Raw genomic sequence first — 20,454 nt, forward strand, 5'->3', positions numbered from 1 at the left:
CACGTACGGGCACACGGGCACACGGTTGGGAACACGGGAGAAACGCATGGCCGGGTGCGCACAAACGCGGTTTTGGGCCGTGCCGTGCCACAAAACGAACAAAACCTGACACGCTACAGCCCAAAACCGGAACAGGGAGCCGGGCACGCGCAGCCCGACGCGCATCGCCAGGGGATGGGGCACGTACGGGCACACGGGCACACGGTTGGGAACACGGGAGAAACGCATGGCCGGGTGCGCACAAACGCGGTTTTGGGTCGTGCCGTGCCACAAAACAAACATAACCTGACACGCTACAGCCCAAAACCGGGTGCGGGTGGGGTGGAGCGCAACCGGGTGAAGTGCAAGGAGCACGGGCTCACGCTCGGCCCCACGCCGGGGCAGCCGAGCTAGCCCGCGAAGCCGCCAGGGCAGGGGCGCGGGCACGCGCCAGCCCGGCGCGCATCGCCAGAGGCCTCACGCAGACCGGGTAAAGTAGCACCCATGAAACGCGCGCTCCGAGGACTCAAAAACGCTGCCACCAGCACTATCGCCCGCATCACCGGCTCCCAGGGCACCATCAACACCACCGACCAATCCTCGGACACCACCACCGCCGGCCCGCACACCGCGCACTCACACGCCGGCCCGCACGCCCCGCACTCACGCACCGGCCCGCAGACCCCGGCCACGGACCACACCGCACCCAACCCGGGGCGCTATGCCATCGACCCGCGCGGCACCATCGCCGCCGTGATCGTCACCCACAACCGCGTTGACCTGCTGGAACGCAGCCTCGATATGGTGGCCAAGCAGACCCGTCGTCCTGACTGGGTCATCGTCGTGGACAACGGCGCCGACCCCGCGGTCGAAACCCTGGTCCACGCGACGCTCGGCGGCGAACCGCAGTCCCGCCGCGCGTCCGCTGAGATCGCCGCCCGCCGTTTCGCGGAGATCCAGACCGTCGGGGCGGCGATCACCAAGGCCTCCGAGGAAGTTCCCGACGGCGCCGCTGCCAACGACAACGACGACGCCACGACGTCGACGTCCGCGTCCAGCTCCCCCTCCGCCGCTTCGGGCGACGTCCCCCAGCGACGTCCCCGCCCGATGTACCTGCCCAGCCGCACGAACCTGGGCGGTGGGGGCGGCTTCGCCCTCGGCTTCCTCGCAGCACTCGCCCTGGGCGCCGACGCCATCTGGTGCGCCGACGACGACGGCCGCCCCGCCGACGAGAACGTCCTCGCCACCCTGCTGGACGTCGCCGAACGCGAGCAGCTCGCGCAGGTATCTCCGCTGGTCACGAACATCAACAACCCGGATCGCCTGGCCTTCCCGCTGCGCCAGGGGCTCACGTGGCGCCGCCGCGTCTCCGAACTCGAGGGGGACTTCCTGCCCGGCATCGCGAGCCTCTTCAACGGTGCGCTGATTTCCGCCCGCGCGATGGAGATCATCGGCGTGCCGGATTATCGGCTGTTCATCCGCGGCGACGAGGTCGAATACCACCGCCGCATCGTCCGCAGCGGCCTACGCTTCGGCACGAGCCTGACCTGTGCTTATGCGCACCCAGATGGTTCGGAGGAGTTCAAGCCGATCCTCGGCGGGCGCATGCACACGCAGTACCCGGACGGCGAGTTCAAGCGCTACTTCACGTACCGTAACCGCGGTTACCTCATGTCGCAGCCGGGCATGCGGCGGTTGCTGCCGCAGGAGTACGCGCGCTTCGCGTGGTTCTTCCTGGTCCAGAGGAAGGACGTCGCCGGCTTCCGCGAGTGGCTCCAGCTGCACACTTTGGGCCGCCAGGAGCGCTTCGAGCGCCCGGAGTAGCAGGGCTGAAGCCCAGAGGAAACTGGTCCAAGCCTCGACCGGCCCAGAAAGGGCCGGCCCCCGCCCAGCGGGCCTTAGGTCCGCACGGGTCGCAGCAGCGTCATGGCGATCACAATGACCAGCAGCACGCTCGCCTCGTGGACCAGCATGCCCACCGCCATGGTCACGCCACCGAGGAACACTCCCAGCAGCAGGACCAGCACCGTTGCCAGCGCGATGAAGATGTTCACCCGCATGGTGCGTGCGGTGCGCTTGGCCAGGATCAGCGACTGAGGAAGCCTCGTGAGCCGATCGGCCATGAGCGCGATATCCGCGGTCTCGATGGTTGCCGGCGACCCGGCCGCGCCCATCGCCACGCCAATCTCGGCGGTGGCTAGCGCGGGCATGTCATTCACGCCGTCGCCCAACATCGCCACGGTGTGGCCCTCAGACTGCAGCCCGCGGACCACGTCCACCTTCGTCTCGGGCAGCATGCCTGCGTGGAACTCATCGATGCCCAGCTCGGCAGCGACGTTGCGCGCCACCGGTTTGGCATCACCCGTTGCCATGACGACCTTCACCCCGGCCTTGTGGAGTGCCTCCACCGCAGGCCGCGCTTCTGGCCGTACCTCGTCAGCCACGGCCACCACGCCGGCCGGCGCACCGTCCACGCCAACGATCATCGCGGTCTTGCCCTGCTCGTTGAGCTCGGCCACCGCTGCCAGGGCGGCATTAACGCCGCTCGCCGCATCATCCAGCAGCTCGGCAGTGCCCACGGACACTCGGCCGACACCCGGCACGGTTGCTGTGATCCCCTGGGCCACCACCGGATCGGCGTCCTGAATATCAGCGACGAATCCGGCCTCACGCACGCTCCGGTCCACCGCGCCTTCCACAATGGCGGCGGCCAGGGGGTGCTCGGAGGCGCTCTCCACGTCCGCGGCAATCTGGAGGATTTCCTTTTCCGACCAGCGCGAACCCGGCAGGGTGCGCACATCGGTCAGCGCCGGGCGGCCAAGGGTCAGCGTGCCCGTCTTGTCGACGACCACGGCGTCCACCTTCGCGGCCTGCTCCAGGTACTCGCCACCCTTGATGAGAATGCCGTCGCGGGCCGCGCGCCCGATACCGGCCACGATGGACACCGGGATACTGATGACGAGCGCGCCTGGGCAGCCGATGACCAGCAGGGTCAGGGCGAGCTCCGTGTTGCGGGTGATCAGGCCGACCAGAATCGCGCCGATCATGACGGCCGGCGTGTACCAGCGGCTGAATTTCTCCAGGAAGGTCTGGGTTTTCGCGCGGTCATCCTGGGCGTCCTCGACGCGGTGAATGATCTTGGCCAGGGTGGTATCCGAGCCGATGTCCACAGCCTCGACGCGCAGCGCGCCGCTGCGCAGCCAGGTGCCGGCGAAGACCTGGTCGCCGTCCTTCTTCTCTGCGGGGATGGATTCGCCCGTGATGGCTCTGTTGCAAAAATCGTGAAGCTTGAGCATGCTTGGCGGAGATTGGACGGACGGAACGATGACGGATTTCAAGTGGCGCCATTTCCAGGGTGATGTGATCCTGTGGGCGGTGCGCTGGTATTGTCGCTATCCGATCAGCTATCGCGACCTTGAGGAAATGCTGGCGGAACGCGGCATTTCGGTCGACCATACGACGATCTATCGCTGGGTCCAGTGCTACGCCCCGGAGATGGAGAAGCGGCTGCGCTGGTTCTGGCGGCGTGGCTTTGATCCGAGCTGGCGCCTGGATGAAACCTACGTCAAGGTGCGGGGCAAGTGGACCTACCTGTACCGGGCAGTCGACAAGCGGGGCGACACGATCGATTTCTACCTGTCGCCGACCCGCAGCGCCAAGGCAGCGAAGCGGTTCCTGGGCAAGGCCCTGCGAGGCCTGAAGCACTGGGAAAAGCCTGCCACGCTCAATACCGACAAAGCGCCGAGCTATGGTGCAGCGATCACCGAATTGAAGCGCGAAGGAAAGCTGGACCGGGAGACGGCCCACCGGCAGGTGAAGTATCTCAATAACGTGATCGAGGCCGATCACGGAAAGCTCAAGATACTGATCAAGCCGGTGCGCGGTTTCAAATCGATCCCCACGGCCTATGCCACGATCAAGGGATTCGAAGTCATGCGAGCCCTGCGCAAAGGACAGGCTCGCCCCTGGTGCCTGCAGCCCGGCATCAGGGGCGAGGTGCGCCTTGTGGAGAGAGCTTTTGGCATTGGGCCCTCGGCGCTGACGGAGGCCATGGGCATGCTCAACCACCATTTCGCAGCAGCCGCCTGATCGGCGCAGAGCGACAGCCTACCTCTGACTGCCGCCAATCTTTGCAACAGAGCCCGCGATTTGCTCGTAGCTCATCGGCGGGTCAGCCTCCCGCATGGTCTTCGCCATTGCGATGCGCTCGGGTGTCATGACGGTCGGGCGGCCGCCGACGCGACCCTGGGAGCGCGCGTGCTCGACGCCTCTGCGGGTGTTCTCACGGATCATATCGACGCGAAGCTGCGCGAGCGTCGCCATGATCTTGAGCATGGCTTCACCCATCGCTGTTGACGGGTCTATGTCCATCCACGGTTCATCGAGGCTGCGCAGCTTCACGCCACGCGCTGCGTGGTCACGGATAACCGAGATAGCGATGCTGTCAGTGCCTGCCACGCGGTCGAGCGAGGGAATCACCAGCTCATCACCGGGGCGCTGAATCTTCCGGCACTCGATCCAATCGGGTCGATCCTCAACGCGACTTGAATAGCCAACGTCAACGAAAATTCGTTCGCACCCTGCCTGTTCGAGGCGGGCGATCTGCGAGTCTGCATTCTGCTCGCGGGTGCTGACACGGGTATATCCGAGCCTCACGGCTATCGTCCTAAGCTCGGGCCACGCTCGGGCGGCTTCGGCTTCGATCCGTCGCCCAGCTCGGGCATATCCCGGCCGCGATCTGCTGCGTGCTTCGGCTTGCTCGGCCGAGCCTCGCGCAGCTCGTTCACCTTGCGCTCGATGCGCTCTCCAAGCGTCATCGGCTTCTCGGGCGCTGCGTCGCCTGTGACGCGGCCGCCCTCGTGCATCAGCACGTTCGACCGCGGCACGGCCGCGTGCTCGAACACGGGCACCATCGGAACATGGTTGGGTAGGTACTCCCCCAGCGGCGGCCGCGTCGCGGCCGATGCCATATTCCAAACTTCCTCGGGCACGCGCTCGAACTCAAGCGTGTACGGTGAGCGCTCCGCAACGTGCTCCATGAACACCTTGGTAGTGCGTCCGTTGCCCTCTCTGAACGGATGACTCTGGTTTGTCCAGGCGAAGATTTCGGCGGCGCGCTCCGAGAACTCGGCGTGGCTGAGCTGCGCCCAATCGGTGCGCTCGACCATCACGCGCACGTTGTCTAAGTAGGCGTCTATCGCGCCGTTGTGAGCATCAGCGAAAGCGGCTCCGCCGCCCTTCGCCATGTTCACCGTTCGGTACTGACCAGCCCATTCAAAGGTCGAGCCGAAGAGGTGGCCGTGAATCTGCTTCATGTGCTCGCCGTCGAACGTGCGAGTCACAAGCTCCGGGCGCAACTCAAGCTCGATGCGGCGCGCAAACGACATGCGGTAGTCGTAGGTGCGCAGCGCTGCGGCGTCTCGAATGTCCGGTATGTTGCGCAGCACGCCATTGCGGGTCTGCGCGTTGTACGTCTCCGGGTAAAAGTATGACTCCCACGAATCGAACTGGTGCGGCATCAGAGCGTAGCGGCCGCTCCGGCGATGCGCGCCGCCTTAGCGGCGGTGCGCGCCTCGTAGTCCTCGAACGTCAGCGCGCCGCGCGTGTAGTCGATGAGGTCGGCCACGTCTTCGCGGTTCGGCTCCCATCCCTCATGCCAGCCTGCCGCGAGCGAGCGCACAACGGCTCGGCGCTGGTCAGCGTCGAGCTGGTCGAACAGCTCGGGCCAGCGGGCCTCTACGTCAAATGATGGTTGCGACATAATGCTGCACCTCCTGGTGTACTCCTGATTTTACCGGCCTGCCCGCAAACGGTATAGGTCGGGTTTCGGGTCGGGGTTGGTTTCGGTCATAGGTTTCGGTCGGTCAGATAACGGCGTGTCGCTGCCTCGGCGGGCCGTCCGGCACGGCTGCCCGAAAACGATCGTTTTCGGCCTACTCGGCTCGCGGTGATGAACCTATGCGCCGGCAATCTGCTGGATGGCCTGGTTACCTTCCGAATGGTAACCTACACTCATGCGCACCGATCCTCGCCCCGCGATCCTGGCGGCCGCCTTCTCTCAGCTCGACGAGGGGCGGGCGGTGTCTCTGGATTCCGTGGCCCGAAGTGTGGGGCTGACCAAGCCGGGGGTGATGTATCACTTCCCCACGAAGGAAGCCCTCATGCTCGCCCTGGTGGACTCCGTTTTGGACCGCTGGGAAGAGGCGCTGGTCGCACGCCTCGGGTCGTCGCCGGAGGGCGCGGCGCCGGCCGCGCGCATCGGCGCGTATGTCGACTGGTCACTGTCCGGGGGTTTCGATGAAACCGACCTGGTGGCGATGAGTGATCCGAAGCTGCGCCGCTCGCTCACGCAGCGCTGGGCCGAACGTCTCGCGCCCTGGCTCGTCGTGCCCGATGACGTCGCCCCGGACGAACGCACCCGGTTGCTCGCCGCCCGCCTCCTGGCCGACGGCGGGTGGCTTGCCGAAGCCGCCAACGTCTCCCCTCCTACCCCCGGCGACCTGGCGCAGCTCCGCGCCTTCGCCCACAACCTCGTGAAGGACTGACTATGAAGAAATGGCTCCTGCTTGCCGGCGCGATCATCAGTGAAGTCGCCGGCTCCCTCGCCCTCCAAGCCGGCCAGGACCACCCCGCCTGGTACATCCTCGTCGCGATCGGCTACGTCGGCGCGTTCACGCTTCTCGCGCTCGTTCTACGCGAGGGGATGGCCCTCGGGGTTGCGTACGGGATCTGGGGCGCGATGGGCGTCGCCCTGACGGCGGTGCTGGCGGCACTTCTGTTCGGACAGCCCTTGACCGGCGTGATGATCCTCGGCCTGGCGTTGATCATCGGCGGTGTTCTCACCGTCGAACTCGGATCGCAAGCGGCGCAGCGCAAGAGGGAGGCGAGCATCTGATGGTCTGGCTCTTCCTCATCCTCGCGATCGTCCTCGAAGTCGGCGCGGCGCTCTCCCTGCGCCTGGCAACCGGCGGACGGAAACTGTTCTACATCGCCGTCGTCGTGGGCTACCTCGGCGCGTTCTTCTTCCTCACCCAAGTCCTTGCCCTCGGGCTCGGCATCGGTGTTGCCTACGGCATCTGGGCCGCCTCCGGCGTCGCCCTCACCGCAGTGGCCAGCAAGTTCCTGTTCAAAGAGCCCTTCACCTGGGTCATGGCGCTCGGCATCGCCCTCATCATCGGCGGCGTCCTCCTCGTCGAACTCGGCGCGGCCCACTAGCCTGCCGACACGGCCATGACCGTCGCTCGCACCCTCGCGGCAATTCGCCGCGCCCTCCTGGAAGATCCTGCCGTCGACATCCGATTCGTGGACGCAATCACCGTCGACAGTCATCTTCTGAGCACGCACGGCCAGGCCCTCATCCTGTTCGTACACCCACAGCATCGCGAAGTCGTCGACGAGCTGCGCAACGCCTCCCGCCCATTGGACTAGTGCGGTCGGCCGGGGTCATCACCGCGGCCGCGCAGCTCGTCAACGAGCTGGCGGTGCGCCGTGTGCAGGAACAGCACTGGGCGGCCGCTGCGCCCACTGTGGAGGTAACTGTCGGCGGTGAGCGCATCGGTGAACACGACTTCAAGCTCCGGCTGCTCGTGCAGCAGTCGCCGCACTTGTTCGGCCACCCGCTCAGTCATCGAAACTCCCCCCAGAGCTTCCGGGAGGGCTCTGTTGCAAAAATCGTGAAGCTTGAGCATGCTTGGCGGAGATTGGACGGACGGAACGATGACGGATTTCAAGTGGCGCCATTTCCAGGGTGATGTGATCCTGTGGGCGGTGCGCTGGTATTGTCGCTATCCGATCAGCTATCGCGACCTTGAGGAAATGCTGGCGGAACGCGGCATTTCGGTCGACCATACGACGATCTATCGCTGGGTCCAGTGCTACGCCCCGGAGATGGAGAAGCGGCTGCGCTGGTTCTGGCGGCGTGGCTTTGATCCGAGCTGGCGCCTGGATGAAACCTACGTCAAGGTGCGGGGCAAGTGGACCTACCTGTACCGGGCAGTCGACAAGCGGGGCGACACGATCGATTTCTACCTGTCGCCGACCCGCAGCGCCAAGGCAGCGAAGCGGTTCCTGGGCAAGGCCCTGCGAGGCCTGAAGCACTGGGAAAAGCCTGCCACGCTCAATACCGACAAAGCGCCGAGCTATGGTGCAGCGATCACCGAATTGAAGCGCGAAGGAAAGCTGGACCGGGAGACGGCCCACCGGCAGGTGAAGTATCTCAATAACGTGATCGAGGCCGATCACGGAAAGCTCAAGATACTGATCAAGCCGGTGCGCGGTTTCAAATCGATCCCCACGGCCTATGCCACGATCAAGGGATTCGAAGTCATGCGAGCCCTGCGCAAAGGACAGGCTCGCCCCTGGTGCCTGCAGCCCGGCATCAGGGGCGAGGTGCGCCTTGTGGAGAGAGCTTTTGGCATTGGGCCCTCGGCGCTGACGGAGGCCATGGGCATGCTCAACCACCATTTCGCAGCAGCCGCCTGATCGGCGCAGAGCGACAGCCTACCTCTGACTGCCGCCAATCTTTGCAACAGAGCCCCCGTGATCATGGCCTCGTCCAGCCCGCCGACGCCGTGGACGATGGCGCCGTCGACCGGCACTTGCTCGCCGTTTTTGACGATGACGACGTCCCCGGGCTCAAGTTCCCACAGCTCCACGATTTCTTCGCTGGGCCCATTGGGGCCCTCGCGGAGCACGCGGGCGGTCATGGGTGCTTGATCCACAAGATCGCTGAGGGCCTTGCGGGTCTTTCTTAGGGTTGCTGTCTCGAGCGCCTTACCCAGGGCGAAGAGGAAGGTGACGGCGGCTGATTCCCAATAGTTGTCGATGAAGACCGCGCCCACGGCGGCGGTCACGACGAGCAGGTCGATGCTGATCAGCTTCACGCGCAGGGCCTGCACCGCGCTAATGGCGATGCGGTAGCCCGCGATGACGGCAGCAACCAGCATGATCCACTCGATGCCGGTGATCCAGCTGATGGCGATGGCGATGCCCGATGCCACCACTGGTCCCCAGTTTTTCACAGCGGTTTTCGCTGTGTCAGGGGTGTTTTTCTTGCTCACATCTGCCTCTTTACGGTCATGCTGGCTGTTGGCTATCCGGCGCTTAGTAAGCGCTCGGCTTGGCGTTATAACCAACGTCCGCGACGGCACCGACGAGGTCCTTGACGCTCAACGCGTCGGCGTCGTAATCGATGATGATTCGGCCGGAACTGAACTTCACCTCGGCGCTGTCCACACCGGACATGCCGTTGAGTTTTGTCTCGATCTTGTTGACGCAGCTCGGGCAAGAGAATTCGTCGGAGCGGAGGACGATGTTCTTCAGGTTTGCGTTGGACATTGGGGTCTCCTTTTCCCTCGTGTGTGGTTTGTTTCCCCGTTCGTGGGGCTGTGCAAGGGGCTTGATTGCCTGGATGCTTCCTGGTGGTTGCTGTTGTTTCCTTGCTCCAACTCTCAAGTTATGGGGCCTTGCCACGGGCTTCCTTGACGCAGATCAAGTTGAGCGGAATTGGTGCTCGACCGGGGCAAACGCGGGCTTGCGGGTTAGGATCGGGAGCATGCCTTCACACTGCTCTGAGCCACACGTCTGCCCACCCGAGTTGCGGGATCGCGTGATGCAGCACTCCCCTCTCACCAGTAGTTTGGACGCCGCTGGGCGTACGGCATTCGATTCTCAGGTGGTCGCCCACGCGTGGGCCGAAGGCGAGCCACTGTACACGCAGGGTGAGCCCCTACGGGGGCTATATATGGTGATGTCCGGGGTGGTGCGGCTGACCCAAGCCACGGATCAGGGCCACGAGCTGACCGTGGATCTGTGCGGAGAGGGCGACGTGCTGGGCGCGATGATGCCAGGCGAGGTGCAGGCCACCGTGACGGCGTGGGCGACCACGACCGTGTGCTGCTTGTTCTTGCCGGCAGAGAAGCTGACACGCATGGTGGGCGCACATCCGCAGGTTGGGGCGGCGATGCTGCACCTGCAGCAACGCACGCTGCAGGAGGCGCAGACCCGTAAAGTGCACAATGCCACGGCTCGGGTGCGCAGCCGGGTGCTGGAGACGCTGGACTACCTGGACGGGAAGTTCGGGCGGAGCCTAAGCGACGGCGGCCGGATCCTCGAGGCTCCTATCCGACGGGAAGACATCGCGGGGATTGCGGGCACCACACTGGAGTCCACCTCGAGGGAGATGTCCACGCTGATCAAGGCCGGGGTTGTAGCCCCGGGGCGACAGCGGATTGAACTACTCAAGCCCCTGCCAGAAAAGTAATGGCTGGGTTTGGTCGCGCAGGTCGGCGTCCTAACAAAGAGTCCACCACGGAGACGGGAACGAGCCAGCTCGCACCCCCGCTAGTTGCGGAAGATTACGAAGCGCTGGATCAGGAAGTTCAACACCGTGGCGGTCCCCTGCGCGATCACGAAGGAGATTAGGCGCACGACCAGAGGCGAAAAAGTCGTGTGGCTCTCCAGCAGAGGGATTAACAACGGTTTATACAGGCCGACCTGCACCACAAAGGTCAGCGCATAGGTGGCCATCGTGATCACGAAGCGCTTGGTCGATGGCGCGGCGTTGAACGTCCAGCGCCGGTTAATCATGTACGCCGTGAGAGTCCCCAGGACGAAGCCAATAGCCTTCGAGCCGCTATCAGTCATCCCAACGACAAAGCGCAGGAATAGCGTCGAGCCGAGATCCACGATCGCGGACAGCCCGCCGGTCAGGATGAAGCGGAAGATCTGCTGGTTCAGGCCGATATTGTCCTTCACGACGGCGTCGCCCGCCCCAGCCTCAGCGCCCGCCTCGCTGTTTGCCGACGCCCCGGCCCCCGCCGAGCCGTTCGCCGCTCCGCCCGCACCGCGCGCGTCGCTGGTCACGGGCTGTTCTGGGCGCTTGCTGGTCACTTGGGCTCCTCGGTTTCGATCTTCGGGACGACGTCGGCGGCTTGGCCTTCCGAATCACTCGACCCCTTCGGCCCCTTGTTGCGGAACGTCCAGAGTTTGTTGAAGAGGAAGTTCGCGGGAACCGCCACGATCACGCCGATGAAGTTACCCCAGTAGGAGCGGGTGCGCAGGCCCGTAGAGTTGTCGAAGATGTGCTCCGGCAGCCCGATCGGCGAGTTCGTGTGCACCACCAGCGTGGACACCGCCAGCGTAATCAGCAGCCCGAATACGCCCACCGCCATGAACTGCGGCAGCTGGATCCACCAGGGCTGCTTATGGTGGCCCTTGAAGGTCCAGTAGCGGTTGAGCACGAAGTTCCACACGTTCGCGACGAGGAAAGCCAGCACCGAAAACAGGTGGTACCAGCGCATATTCCACTGCGTGTTCAGCAGCTGGAAGAGCACTTCGAGGTCGTCGATGCCAAAGCCCTGATCGAAGAGCTTCTTCGACAGCACAAAGACTGCCTGGTTGACCACGAAGCCACTGGCACCAACGAGGCCGAAGCGCAGAAACTGCCGCGCGATGGCCTTGGAGCGAGCCAAACGCCCTGCGGGCGTGGGCTTCGCGGCCGTGCGCGGCTGCAGCTTGGTGTGGTCATTGGGAGTCTCTGGCACGGAGGTTAGATTACGCGTATTTCCTGGCCGATTGTTATTCCCTCGCCGCCTGTTCGGGCGTTATATTGGCCACTCCCGTACTGGACAGTCGCGCTGCCGTGACGGCCGCACGCTGATTTTTACGACGCCGCCCCCGGCTTTGCGTCCATGTCACGGTCCACGCCGCGCGGTAACACTGATCGGCTCTGCCAGCGCGAGCCCCGCCCCTGCACCCGCAGTCCACGCCGACCAGTACCCCGGTTTAGTCCTGCAGGCGGATCGGTACCCAGCGGGGCTGGTCGGGCTCGTTTTTCAGCCGGCGCTTCCGCACCGCTTCGAATGCCGCCCAGTCCCGGTTCCACGTCCGCACCCCACGCGCCAACGCGAGCACGCTGGTCACGGCCTTTTCCGCGTCCTCGTCCAGCCCCTGCGGCGGGTGGCCCTCGACCGGCTCGATGGGGCGAACCTCTCCCCATCCGGTGGAGCGCTTGCCCCCGTTGGCCTCCTCGAACTCGGCCTTCGCCGCAGCAACCGCGGCCTCAGCCGCTTTCTGGCTGGCGGCGACATCCACGAGGTGGAGCTCGCCTTCCGCCAGGCCGCCGTAGCTAATGTCCCCTTGCGAGTCCTCGGTGAGGAAGACCGGGTGCACGAGCAGCAGCCGCGCCATCGCAGCCGGGTCCTCGCGATCTTCAATCCATTCGGCCTCCCCCGCGAAGCCCTTCACCCCGTCGGGCCCCAGCAGCCAGGCGCCGGAAAAATCGCCGCGCGTCAGCTCCGGATCGGTCTCGACCTGCCAGATCGCGGTCGTCTCCCCCACCCGGCAGGCGACGAGCACGGGCGGGTAATACGTGATCGGCCCTGGCGTGTCTTCCGGCCGGTCGGAGGGCGCCACCGCCAAGGTTGGGGTGGGTGTCAACGCCACGGCGCTCGAAACCTCGGTGCTCGAAGTCTCGGCGCTGGAAACTTCGGCGCTCGAAGACTCGACGCTGGGGCTCTGTGCTTCACTCGCTGGGCTCATGGCCTCGATCTTAGCGACCTCCCCAGACACGCCGTGCCCGCACGCAGACTCAGCTGCGCACCGCCCGTTCCTGGGTCTTCCGGTCCGCCACCACCGCGAGCGCACCAATCACCCCGGAGATCACACCCCACGCGGCATTCGGGTGCTTCACGCCTCGGGATTCCAGCGCCTTCACGCCAGCCCGCTGGATCGCGCGGTCGATGCGCACCCCCACCGTCACGGCAAGGACAAGCACCACCGCCGCACCTGGCAACACGGCGTAAGGCGGCAGGCTGAATACCCGGTCCCACCAGCGAGGATCATTCGGCGGCCAGATTTCCTCTGCGTCCTCCCCGTCCTCGTCGGCCGCACCGTCGCGAACCGCACCGTCATCGACCACGCCGTTTGGGACGACGTCGTCGTTAAAGGCATCGCCATCGACGGCGACGTCCTCCCCCGCAGCCAGGTCGGCGACGTCGCTGTCCTGCGGTACAGCTCCCTCCTGCTGGCGGGCGCGGGCGTCGTCGAGGAGCTTGCGTAGTTCGGCGGTCTGCTTGCTCGCGTGCGAAAATTCCTCCTTCGCGAATTCCATCGTTTCGGCAGTGGAACGCAGCACGTAGGGGCCGATCCCGGCGACCAGCGCGGCGCCCCGGAGCAAGCCACGGCCCCGGCCGGCGGGCAGGAAGTCCTTGATGCCATAGAACGCAGCCGTGCCTGCGGCAGCGGCCAGAGCTTCAAACGCGAGTGGTGGTTTCTTCATGCTCAGCATTTTACCCCGGCAGCCAGGCGCCCCCTTGGCTAGACCACAGCGACCGACGGGGACGTGTCTGCAGCCCCGGCTAGAATTTCTAGGCATGGCAGGACTCTTCGAAAAACTCAGCACAGGCCTCTCCAACATCGTCGGCAAGCAGCCGAAAGAGCAGAAGGAGCCACCGCTGCGAGTCGGTGGCGTCGGGGAGGAAACGACCTATGAGGCAGCAGAGCGCACGCAGCTGCCATTGAACTCGTGGATGACGCGAATGATGGCCCAGGAGCTGCCGATCATGGATTCGGTGAGCCGCCAGCGGGTGCGCGATATCCTGCGCGACTACGACGGGCCGGAGATCACCAGCATCGAGGAGCTCCCGGAGGAGATCCGCACAATTATGGACCTGTACTAGCGAAACCGGCCAGCGCGCAGACATGCGCCTAAAGCGCAGATATACTGGTAGTTAACTATTTGTCATACTCGCGGTGCCCGCTTGATGTCGGTTCTGTCCCCGGCATGGCGCTGCCGTGACAGACATGTTGAAGAACGAAGGATTCTAATGCGTTTTGCACTCGACGTTGTGGTCACGGCCGTCGCGCTGTGGCTGGTCACCCTGGTTATTCCTGGCGTTTCCGTGATGGGCGGTGTGGGCGCCTTCATCTGGGCCGCGCTGGTGTTCATGTTCGTTAACGCCTTCATCGCCCCGGTCGTGCGGCTGCTGAGCCTGCCACTGCGCATCCTCACGCTGGGGCTGTTCTCGCTGATCGTGAACGCGCTGCTCTTCGCCCTTGTCGGTTGGATCTCCAGCGGCATCGGCAACGGCCTGGTGGTCAGTGGCTTCTGGGCGGCGTTCTTCGGCGCGATCTTCATGGCCATCGCCACCTGGATCGTGGAGGGCACGCTCAAGGCGATTGGCATCGGTTCCGCCCTCTAAGCTCGCTAAAGGTTCCCGTAGCGCGCCCCGCCCGGCGCGTGAGCCTGCCCTCCCACGCGTCGCGGGAGTGAGATACGCGACATCATGGATTTGTACTAGCGAACCGACTGTTTTAGCAGGCTATTCGCAGGCTACGGCGCTACGCTTGAAACCCATGAGCATCCATACAACTACAAAGACCCTGACCGGTTGGGGCCGCACTCAGGCCACCACGGCAGAGGTGCTGTCCACACCAGATGTGGAGACCATCGCGAAGGCCGTGGCTCAGGTCGCGGACGAGAACGCGGATAAGCCGAGCCACCTGAAGCGCGGCGTCATCGCCCGCGGCATGGGCCGCAGCTACGGCGACCCGACCAACAACGCCGGCGGTCTCGTCATCGATATGCAGGAGCTCAACAAGATCCACGACATCGACCCGGACACGGCGATCGTGGACGTTGATGCCGGGGTGACGCTCGACCAGCTGATGAAGGCCGCCCTGCCCTACGGCCTGTGGGTCCCCGTCCTGCCGGGCACCCGCCAGGTCACCATCGGTGGCGCAATCGGGCCGGACATTCACGGCAAGAACCACCACTCCGCGGGTTCCTTCGGCAACCACGTCCTATCCATGGAGCTACTCGTCGCCGACGGCCGCGTCCTGCACCTGGAGCCGGAGGGCACCCCGGATGACCCGAAGGGTGAGCTGTTCTGGGCCACCGTCGGCGGCATGGGCCTGACCGGCATCATCCTGCGCGCCCGCATCGAGATGACGCGCACGGAGACCGCCTACTTCATTGCGGACACCGACCGCACGAACACGCTGGACGAGACGATCGAGTTCCACTCCGACGGCTCGGAGCACAACTACACGTACTCTTCCGCCTGGTTCGACGCGATCTCCGGCGGCAAGAAGCTCGGCCGTTCCACCATCTCCCGCGGTTCCCTGGCCACGCTGGACCAGCTGAAGGAGTTCGCCCCGAAGCTGGCGAAGGATCCGCTGAAGTTCAACGCCCCGCAGCTGATGACCGTGCCGGACATCTTCCCGTCCTGGACGATGAACAAGCTCTCCCTGATGGCGATCGGCGAGGCCTACTACATGATGGGTTCGCCTGCACGGAACCAGATCCAGAACCTCACGCAGTTCTACCAGCCGCTGGACCTCATCGGTGAGTGGAACCGCGGCTACGGTTCCAAGGGCTTCCTGCAGTACCAGTTCGTCGTCCCGACGGAGGCGGTGGAGCCGTTCAAGCAGATCATCCGCGACATCCAGGCGTCCGGCCACTACTCCGCGCTAAACGTCTTCAAGCTCTTCGGTGAGGGCAACCGCGCGCCGCTGAGCTACCCGATGAAGGGCTGGAACGTGTGCGTGGACTTCCCGATCCGGCCGGGACTGGGCGCGTTTCTGGACGACCTGGATCGCCGCGTCATGGAGTTCGGCGGCCGCCTGTACCTGGCGAAGGAGTCCCGCACTTCCGCGGAGAACTTCCACAAGATGTACCCGGGCATGGAGGGCTGGCTGAAGACCCGCCGCGACATCGACCCGACGGGCGTGTTCGCATCCGATATGTCCCGCCGCCTCGAGCTGCACTAAACACCGACGAGCCTTCTAAAGGAGTTATTTCATGATTGATGCTGTTGGAAAGCCACAGTCCATCCTGCTGCTCGGCGGTGCGTCCGACATGGGCCTGGCCGTGGTGGAGGAATTCCTCTCCCGTGGCCCGGCGCGCGTGGTGCTCGCTGCCCGCGAGGGCGAGAGCCTGGACGACGCCACCCGCCGCTGCCAGGCTGCCGGTGCGTCCGAGGTGGAGACCCTGGCGTTTGATGCCGTGGATTTCGATTCCCACCCGGCGGTCATCGACAAGGCCTTTGCCGCCGGCGATATCGATATCGCGATCGTCGCGTTCGGCATCCTGGGCGATAACGAGAAGCAGTGGCAGGACCAGAAGCTCGCCGTGCAGGCCGCACAGGTGAACTTCACCGGCGCGGTCTCGGTCGGTGTGCTGCTGGGCCAGAAGATGAAGGAGCAGGGCCACGGCCAGATCGTCGCCTTCTCCACCGTCGCGGGTGAGATGGTGCGCCGGTCGAACTTCGTGTACGGCTCCACGAAGGCCGGCACGGACGGCTTCTACCGCCTGCTCGGCGAGGCGCTGCGCGGCACTGGTGTGCGCGTGCTGACCGTCCGTCCGGGCCAGGTCCGCACGAATATGACGAAGGATTTGGACGACGCCCCGCTGACCGTCGATAAGACCGATGCGGCGAAGGCGATCGCGAAGGCGGTGGACGATAAGAAGACGATCGTCTGGGTCCACCCGCTGTTCCGCCCGATCATGCTGGTGCTGAAGCACCTGCCGATGTGGGTACTGCGGAAGCTGCCGATCTAGTCGGATTGGCGTAGGTAGTCCGCGGATAGCGAAACGGGCCAGCACGGTGAACGTGCTGGCCCGTTTGTGTTTCCTAGCTACAACGACGGCCTACGGCGGGGTAACCGGTGGTTCGACGCCGCGCCGGGGGTAGCCGGCGGTTCGACACCGCGCCGTGACCGTGCCGCGGACGGTGCCCCGGCTGGACGTCCTAGTCCTGGTCTTCGGCCTTCGGGAGGTCGCGGTGAGCGAGGACGTGGCCGACGGCGTGCGGGATCGGGCTGACGTACTGGTAGGTCTTCGTGTGCTGGCGGGTGCCCATCGCGATGCGCGGGGCCTCGCCAACGACCTGCATCGGGTTCAGTCCAGCGAAGCCATTGGCTGCGGAGGCGTGGAGCACGTTCTTGGCGATCGTGCGGGTGCCCGGGGTGGCGGCGTAGCGGTTGCAGATGAAGTCGTCGATATTGCAGATGTCGAGGACGCGGTCGCCGAGCTTGCCGTAGCCACGCATGGCGCCGAGGATGCCCTCCCCGTCGCGCAGGGTGCCGCCCTTGTGCTTGCTCTCGGGCCCGTTGTGCGGGTTGGCGATCAGCGCGGCGGTGGCGAAGCGCTTGGCCGGGATCGGGCCGCGACCTGCATTGATGTCCGCGATGATGTGGGAGGCGATGTCCGAGCCTTCGGAGAATCCGACGAGCGCGAACTTCGCGTTCGGGCAGTGCGCGGCGGTCTGGGCGATGAGCTGGCGGGCCTTCCCGTAGCCCTGACGCATGGACTGGTCGTAGCTCAGGGTAAAGAAGGGGGTTGATCGGTAGCTGACGGTGCGCTGGGCGATGCCATGTGCGCTGAGCTGGTTGGCTACCTGCCCGACGAGGAAGCCGTGCGGGACGGAGTCTGGCACACCGTCGACGGTATTGCCGCCGCCGGGGATGGCAATGACCATGGTGCTGGTGCAGGCGCCCTGCGCGGTTGGGGTGAAGGCGAAGCCAGAGCCGACTGGGGCGGCATCCGCGCTGGCCAGCAGGCCGTTATTCGCCCCTCCCCCGATGGTGGCTGCCCCGCCGAGTGCGAGCACTCCGGTCAGTGCAGCGGCGGCCAGCTTTGCTGCGAACTTCTTCATCCCCACGGTTGTTGCGTCCTTTGGTAACTATGCCCGGATATCTACAAGTAAAACTTAATACATTATGAGTATTTTGGTTACTCGAGGCCGCTGGGCATGATAACGCCCCTCTGACCGGCGGGCTCATCTTCAGCTGCCGGTAGAGGGGCGGGGACCGTTAGGGGGCGGGGGCCCTGGTGGGAACGTCCGTCATCGCGACGTCGTGGCTGACGAAGGCGCCGACGACGTCCCTGCTCGCGGCGTTACTTGATGCGCGCGAGGTTGTGGACGTAGCCGTCGTAGGACTTGTAGGCGTAGTGGGTTCCACCGGCGAGCTGGCCGATGAGGTGGCGCTTCCCGTCGCGGCCCAGGAGGTAGAGCGGCGCACCGGAGTCACCCGGGCGGGAGGGGATGAGCCCGGAGACGTCCTGGGTCTTTTCGTTCACACGGACGATGGGGCCGCAGGTCAGGCCGGTGGTGTTGCCTTCCTTGCAGGCGATGCGCCCGACCATGCCCTGGTGGACACGCAGCGGGGCGCCGAAGGGTGCGCTCACTGCACGGCGATGGATGGCGCGGGTCGCAGCACTAGCTGGCTGGTGGACTGGGTGGACCCGGTCCAGGTGGACAACGTTGTACTGCACCTTGACGTTCGGCTTGAGGCGGAAGTAGCCGAAGTCGTTGATGAAGTGCCCACCGGGGCGCTTGTTGCCCTGGACGATGTGCCAGCCGGCGCGGACGTCGGCGGCGTCCGCAATGACCTGACCCTTGTGGCGGATCTGCGTGACATGGCCGGAAATACAGTGACCTGCGGTGACGGCGTAGTTGGTGTGCCCCCGACGGACGACGTTGGTCACCGTGCAGGGGTTGACGGAGCCGTCGGCGCGCTGGACCCAGAAGCTGGCGCCGCCCCGGATGATGCGGGACTGGTTGAAGCTCATCCCGTCGAGCCGAGCCTCTGAGCTGCCGAGGGAGCTGCCCAGCGAGCTGCCGCTGGAACCGCTGGATCCGCTGCTGGCCGCCGCAGCGATGGGCTGGCCAGTGCCCAGCGTGAGGCTGGTGGCGGCCAGGATGGTGGCCGCTGCTGCTGCGAGGCGCTTCACCGCATTCTTCAATGTCATCCCCTTGTGGCTGTGCTGCGCTGTCCCGGGTCGAGTAGCGCAGTTGGATAGAAGCCTTCACTTTACTTTTTATCAGGAAAATTGCAATAAATATTGTGCAACTCATATGCACAGCCACAGCTTACGCCGGGGCGTTAGGCCTCGGTGGGACGCGAGTGACGCGCAGTCAGATAGGCCAAAGATAGGCCACGAGCGCGGCACAGTCCTGGATTCACGCGGAACACATCAACCGCGACCGCGCGAGCTCCCAGCTACCCGGCGCGTCGAGTGCGCCGACGATGCTGACAACGGAGCTAATCCCCGCCGTAATCGCCGCCGTCTCCGCCCTCAAACAGGAAGCTCAATCCGATGGCGAACGGCGTCATGAAAAGAATGAAGATGAATGTTTCATGCTCCCCAGCCCAGGCCTGCAGGCTATCGATGATCCCCATTGTTGCCCTCCAGTCGATTTTTCTCTTGAGCTCCCGCGCGCCAGCGAGCGCGGAGCCGGGAGATTTGCCCGACAAAACCGACAATAGCGCGCAGGCAGCGCGTGCGCGAGGGTTATGGCAGTGGCTCTGTGGACGTTGTAGTCGGGGAACAGATGTCCCCGCTGGCGCGAGGAACACTCCCCCCCCTCAATGGCCAGCACCTCCACCTTGCGCGGCGGACCCCGCTAGCGCGGGGAGCACGAGTCCGGCTTGTCACACGGCTTCATCGGCTCCGGCTCATCCCCGCTAGCGCGGGGAGCACACGGTCAGGCCGTCAAGCAGGTCGAAACCAGAGGGCTCATCCCCGCTGGCGCAGAGAACACCGTAGCGTGTCGTGGGGCGAGGCCGCCGACCTGGGCTCATCCCCGCTAGCGCGGGAAACACACCGAGTAGGTTGGGCGGTCGTCGCGCTGGAGCGATGCGATCATGGACGGCGAAACGCTAGTCGGCGTCATAGAACCCCTCGTGGTCAAGATCCCTGCTCCTAAACTCCTCGGCAATGCTGTGCAGCAGGCTAATTTGCCGTTCAGTTAGGCCAGTAGCTTCGATCACCACGAGATTTGTGCCGTTAGAGCTCACGCTCGCGAGGTCTGGCCAGTTCTCCTCTGGGATCCCCGCTGCGATCAAGAGATCCCGTGGACTGATCTGCAACACCGCCGCCAGGAGCGGAGTGAGACCAACAGGCCAGCGCGCCTTAGGGTCGCTTGCTGTTTCGAGTCGCCAGACCCACTGGCGCGTTCTGCCGAGTGCCGCACCAAGTTCACTCTGCGACATACCGAGCTGCTCGCGAGCAGCTCGAACCATTCTTCCAGCCTTAGCATTTCCACTCACTTCCGTATCGTAACATTCAAAGTTACAGAATTTAACTCCTCCAAGGCACTGCAACCTGTATAAAAGCGACTTTTCCCCTCTCCAAACACCCCCGGTGAGATTCCACGCTCCGCTAGCGCGGGGAGCACAACGCGCTCAAACCGCACACACCTCTTGCACTAGGCTCATCCCCGCTAGCGCGGGGAGCACTGATCCAACGAGGTTTTGGACATGGCCACACCGGGCTCATCCCCGCTAGCGCGGGGAGCACCGCTGGCGGGTCTCCCATGAATGCCGGTCGATGGGCTCATCCCCGCTAGCGCGGGGAGCACGGCGACGTCTCCGGTGACAGGGGTGAAGGTTGGGGCTCATCCCCGCTAGCGCGGGGAGCACTACCACGGCGGCGCATACATCGACCTGCACTTGGGCTCATCCCCGCTA

25 protein-coding genes, 2 pseudogenes and 1 CRISPR repeat array are annotated in these 20,454 nt (G+C 64.9%); of the genes and pseudogenes, 12 read left to right on the forward strand and 15 right to left on the reverse strand.

What is annotated here, in order from left to right:
• Positions 1-483: 483 nt before the first annotated feature.
• Positions 484-1,803 (forward strand): glycosyltransferase family 2 protein, encoded by a 1,320-nt coding sequence (locus QP413_RS08745; protein WP_284781479.1) that lies wholly within the window; start codon positions 484-486, stop codon positions 1,801-1,803.
• A gap of 74 nt (positions 1,804-1,877) precedes the next feature.
• On the opposite strand, the pseudogene QP413_RS08750 reads toward QP413_RS08745, so the two are convergent.
• A pseudogene (locus QP413_RS08750) lies at positions 1,878-3,242 on the reverse strand (heavy metal translocating P-type ATPase); the annotation flags it as partial.
• Between the two features lie 61 nt (positions 3,243-3,303).
• On the opposite strand from QP413_RS08750, the gene QP413_RS08755 reads away from it, so the two are divergent.
• On the forward strand, positions 3,304-4,068 hold the full coding sequence (locus QP413_RS08755) for an IS6-like element IS6100 family transposase (protein WP_001389365.1): 765 nt from the start codon (positions 3,304-3,306) through the stop codon (positions 4,066-4,068).
• An 18-nt stretch (positions 4,069-4,086) separates the two neighbouring features.
• Here QP413_RS08755 and QP413_RS08760 read toward each other — a convergent pair whose 3' ends face one another.
• Genes QP413_RS08760 through QP413_RS08770 form a run of 3 tightly spaced genes read right to left on the reverse strand, consistent with a single transcriptional unit; the run spans position 4,087 to position 5,740 of the window.
• Positions 4,087-4,635, reverse strand: coding sequence for a recombinase family protein (locus tag QP413_RS08760; protein ID WP_070758718.1), 549 nt, complete (start codon positions 4,633-4,635; stop codon positions 4,087-4,089).
• Between the two features lie 2 nt (positions 4,636-4,637).
• Positions 4,638-5,498 carry a Fic family protein gene (locus tag QP413_RS08765; protein ID WP_070424185.1) on the reverse strand — a complete coding sequence of 287 codons (861 nt, stop codon included), beginning with the start codon at positions 5,496-5,498 and terminating at the stop codon, positions 4,638-4,640.
• Positions 5,498-5,740, reverse strand: a complete 243-nt coding sequence (locus QP413_RS08770; RefSeq protein WP_019174038.1) for an antitoxin VbhA family protein — start codon at positions 5,738-5,740, stop codon at positions 5,498-5,500. Before QP413_RS08770 ends, QP413_RS08765 begins: the two co-directional genes overlap by 1 nt.
• Positions 5,741-5,993: 253 nt before the next feature.
• Between QP413_RS08770 and QP413_RS08775 the strand changes: the two genes are divergently transcribed.
• The 4 genes from QP413_RS08775 to QP413_RS08790 are packed head-to-tail and all read left to right on the forward strand — an operon-like array spanning position 5,994 to position 7,407.
• Positions 5,994-6,524 (forward strand): TetR/AcrR family transcriptional regulator, encoded by a 531-nt coding sequence (locus tag QP413_RS08775; protein WP_019174037.1) that lies wholly within the window; start codon positions 5,994-5,996, stop codon positions 6,522-6,524.
• A 2-nt stretch (positions 6,525-6,526) separates the two neighbouring features.
• The gene (locus tag QP413_RS08780) at positions 6,527-6,874 is read left to right on the forward strand and encodes a multidrug efflux SMR transporter (RefSeq protein ID WP_005053852.1); all 348 of its coding nucleotides are present in this window, start codon (positions 6,527-6,529) and stop codon (positions 6,872-6,874) included.
• Positions 6,874-7,194 (forward strand): multidrug efflux SMR transporter, encoded by a 321-nt coding sequence (locus QP413_RS08785; RefSeq protein WP_019160223.1) that lies wholly within the window; start codon positions 6,874-6,876, stop codon positions 7,192-7,194. The genes QP413_RS08780 and QP413_RS08785 overlap by 1 nt, the downstream gene beginning before the upstream one ends.
• A gap of 15 nt (positions 7,195-7,209) precedes the next feature.
• Complete coding sequence (locus QP413_RS08790) at positions 7,210-7,407, forward strand: hypothetical protein (protein ID WP_005053846.1); 198 nt, start codon at positions 7,210-7,212, stop codon at positions 7,405-7,407.
• Here QP413_RS08790 and QP413_RS08795 read toward each other — a convergent pair.
• The gene (locus tag QP413_RS08795; protein ID WP_005053843.1) at positions 7,404-7,607 is read right to left on the reverse strand and encodes a hypothetical protein; all 204 of its coding nucleotides are present in this window, start codon (positions 7,605-7,607) and stop codon (positions 7,404-7,406) included. The genes QP413_RS08790 and QP413_RS08795 overlap by 4 nt on opposite strands.
• Positions 7,608-7,695: 88 nt before the next feature.
• Here QP413_RS08795 and QP413_RS08800 point away from each other — a divergent pair, with 88 nt between their 5' ends.
• A complete protein-coding gene (locus QP413_RS08800; RefSeq protein ID WP_001389365.1) occupies positions 7,696-8,460 on the forward strand; it encodes an IS6-like element IS6100 family transposase in 765 nt (254 codons plus the stop codon).
• A gap of 53 nt (positions 8,461-8,513) precedes the next feature.
• Here the strand turns inward: QP413_RS08800 and QP413_RS08805 are convergent.
• Positions 8,514-8,924: pseudogene (locus QP413_RS08805) on the reverse strand (cation-transporting P-type ATPase); the annotation flags it as partial.
• A gap of 157 nt (positions 8,925-9,081) precedes the next feature.
• Positions 9,082-9,315, reverse strand: a complete 234-nt coding sequence (locus QP413_RS08810) for a heavy-metal-associated domain-containing protein (protein ID WP_070757847.1) — start codon at positions 9,313-9,315, stop codon at positions 9,082-9,084.
• A 274-nt stretch (positions 9,316-9,589) separates the two neighbouring features.
• Between QP413_RS08810 and QP413_RS08815 the strand changes: the two genes are divergently transcribed.
• Positions 9,590-10,240, forward strand: coding sequence for a Crp/Fnr family transcriptional regulator (locus QP413_RS08815; protein WP_070757849.1), 651 nt, complete (start codon positions 9,590-9,592; stop codon positions 10,238-10,240).
• Positions 10,241-10,320: 80 nt separating this feature from the next.
• Here QP413_RS08815 and QP413_RS08820 read toward each other — a convergent pair whose 3' ends face one another.
• The 4 genes from QP413_RS08820 to QP413_RS08835 form a co-directional block, all read right to left on the reverse strand.
• On the reverse strand, positions 10,321-10,869 hold the full coding sequence (locus QP413_RS08820; protein WP_284781480.1) for a GtrA family protein: 549 nt from the start codon (positions 10,867-10,869) through the stop codon (positions 10,321-10,323).
• Complete coding sequence (locus QP413_RS08825) at positions 10,866-11,522, reverse strand: GtrA family protein (RefSeq protein WP_284781481.1); 657 nt, start codon at positions 11,520-11,522, stop codon at positions 10,866-10,868. The genes QP413_RS08820 and QP413_RS08825 overlap by 4 nt, the downstream gene beginning before the upstream one ends.
• A gap of 241 nt (positions 11,523-11,763) precedes the next feature.
• Positions 11,764-12,519, reverse strand: a complete 756-nt coding sequence (locus QP413_RS08830) for a hypothetical protein (protein WP_262369077.1) — start codon at positions 12,517-12,519, stop codon at positions 11,764-11,766.
• Between the two features lie 49 nt (positions 12,520-12,568).
• Positions 12,569-13,258 carry a hypothetical protein gene (locus QP413_RS08835; RefSeq protein WP_012361181.1) on the reverse strand — a complete coding sequence of 230 codons (690 nt, stop codon included), beginning with the start codon at positions 13,256-13,258 and terminating at the stop codon, positions 12,569-12,571.
• Between the two features lie 94 nt (positions 13,259-13,352).
• Between QP413_RS08835 and QP413_RS08840 the strand changes: the two genes are divergently transcribed.
• The 4 genes from QP413_RS08840 to QP413_RS08855 all read left to right on the forward strand — a co-directional run bounded on the left by QP413_RS08840 (position 13,353) and on the right by QP413_RS08855 (position 16,540).
• Complete coding sequence (locus QP413_RS08840; RefSeq protein ID WP_231837675.1) at positions 13,353-13,658, forward strand: hypothetical protein; 306 nt, start codon at positions 13,353-13,355, stop codon at positions 13,656-13,658.
• Positions 13,659-13,805: 147 nt separating this feature from the next.
• A complete protein-coding gene (locus QP413_RS08845; RefSeq protein ID WP_015382082.1) occupies positions 13,806-14,180 on the forward strand; it encodes a phage holin family protein in 375 nt (124 codons plus the stop codon).
• A 154-nt stretch (positions 14,181-14,334) separates the two neighbouring features.
• Positions 14,335-15,750, forward strand: coding sequence for an FAD-binding oxidoreductase (locus tag QP413_RS08850; protein WP_284781482.1), 1,416 nt, complete (start codon positions 14,335-14,337; stop codon positions 15,748-15,750).
• A gap of 31 nt (positions 15,751-15,781) precedes the next feature.
• The gene (locus QP413_RS08855) at positions 15,782-16,540 is read left to right on the forward strand and encodes a decaprenylphospho-beta-D-erythro-pentofuranosid-2-ulose 2-reductase (protein ID WP_070757859.1); all 759 of its coding nucleotides are present in this window, start codon (positions 15,782-15,784) and stop codon (positions 16,538-16,540) included.
• 190 nt (positions 16,541-16,730) lie between these two features.
• On the opposite strand, the gene QP413_RS08860 is transcribed toward QP413_RS08855, so the two are convergent.
• The 4 genes from QP413_RS08860 to QP413_RS08875 all read right to left on the reverse strand — a co-directional run bounded on the left by QP413_RS08860 (position 16,731) and on the right by QP413_RS08875 (position 20,007).
• Positions 16,731-17,636: a cutinase family protein gene (locus QP413_RS08860; protein WP_284781485.1), complete on the reverse strand. Its 906-nt coding sequence runs from the start codon at positions 17,634-17,636 to the stop codon at positions 16,731-16,733.
• 242 nt (positions 17,637-17,878) lie between these two features.
• Positions 17,879-18,733, reverse strand: a complete 855-nt coding sequence (locus tag QP413_RS08865) for a hypothetical protein (protein ID WP_284781483.1) — start codon at positions 18,731-18,733, stop codon at positions 17,879-17,881.
• 293 nt (positions 18,734-19,026) lie between these two features.
• Entirely contained in the window at positions 19,027-19,248 is a 222-nt protein-coding gene (locus QP413_RS08870) for a hypothetical protein (protein WP_141759500.1), read from the reverse strand.
• A gap of 396 nt (positions 19,249-19,644) precedes the next feature.
• The gene (locus QP413_RS08875; protein ID WP_284781484.1) at positions 19,645-20,007 is read right to left on the reverse strand and encodes a helix-turn-helix domain-containing protein; all 363 of its coding nucleotides are present in this window, start codon (positions 20,005-20,007) and stop codon (positions 19,645-19,647) included.
• Between the two features lie 127 nt (positions 20,008-20,134).
• A CRISPR array of direct repeats spans positions 20,135-20,406; the repeat unit is 28 nt; unit sequence GGCTCATCCCCGCTAGCGCGGGGAGCAC.
• Positions 20,407-20,454: the final 48 nt, after the last annotated feature.

Origin of the sequence: Corynebacterium sp. UMB4614 (genome assembly GCF_030217065.1) — a bacterium.
GTDB lineage: Bacteria > Actinomycetota > Actinomycetes > Mycobacteriales > Mycobacteriaceae > Corynebacterium.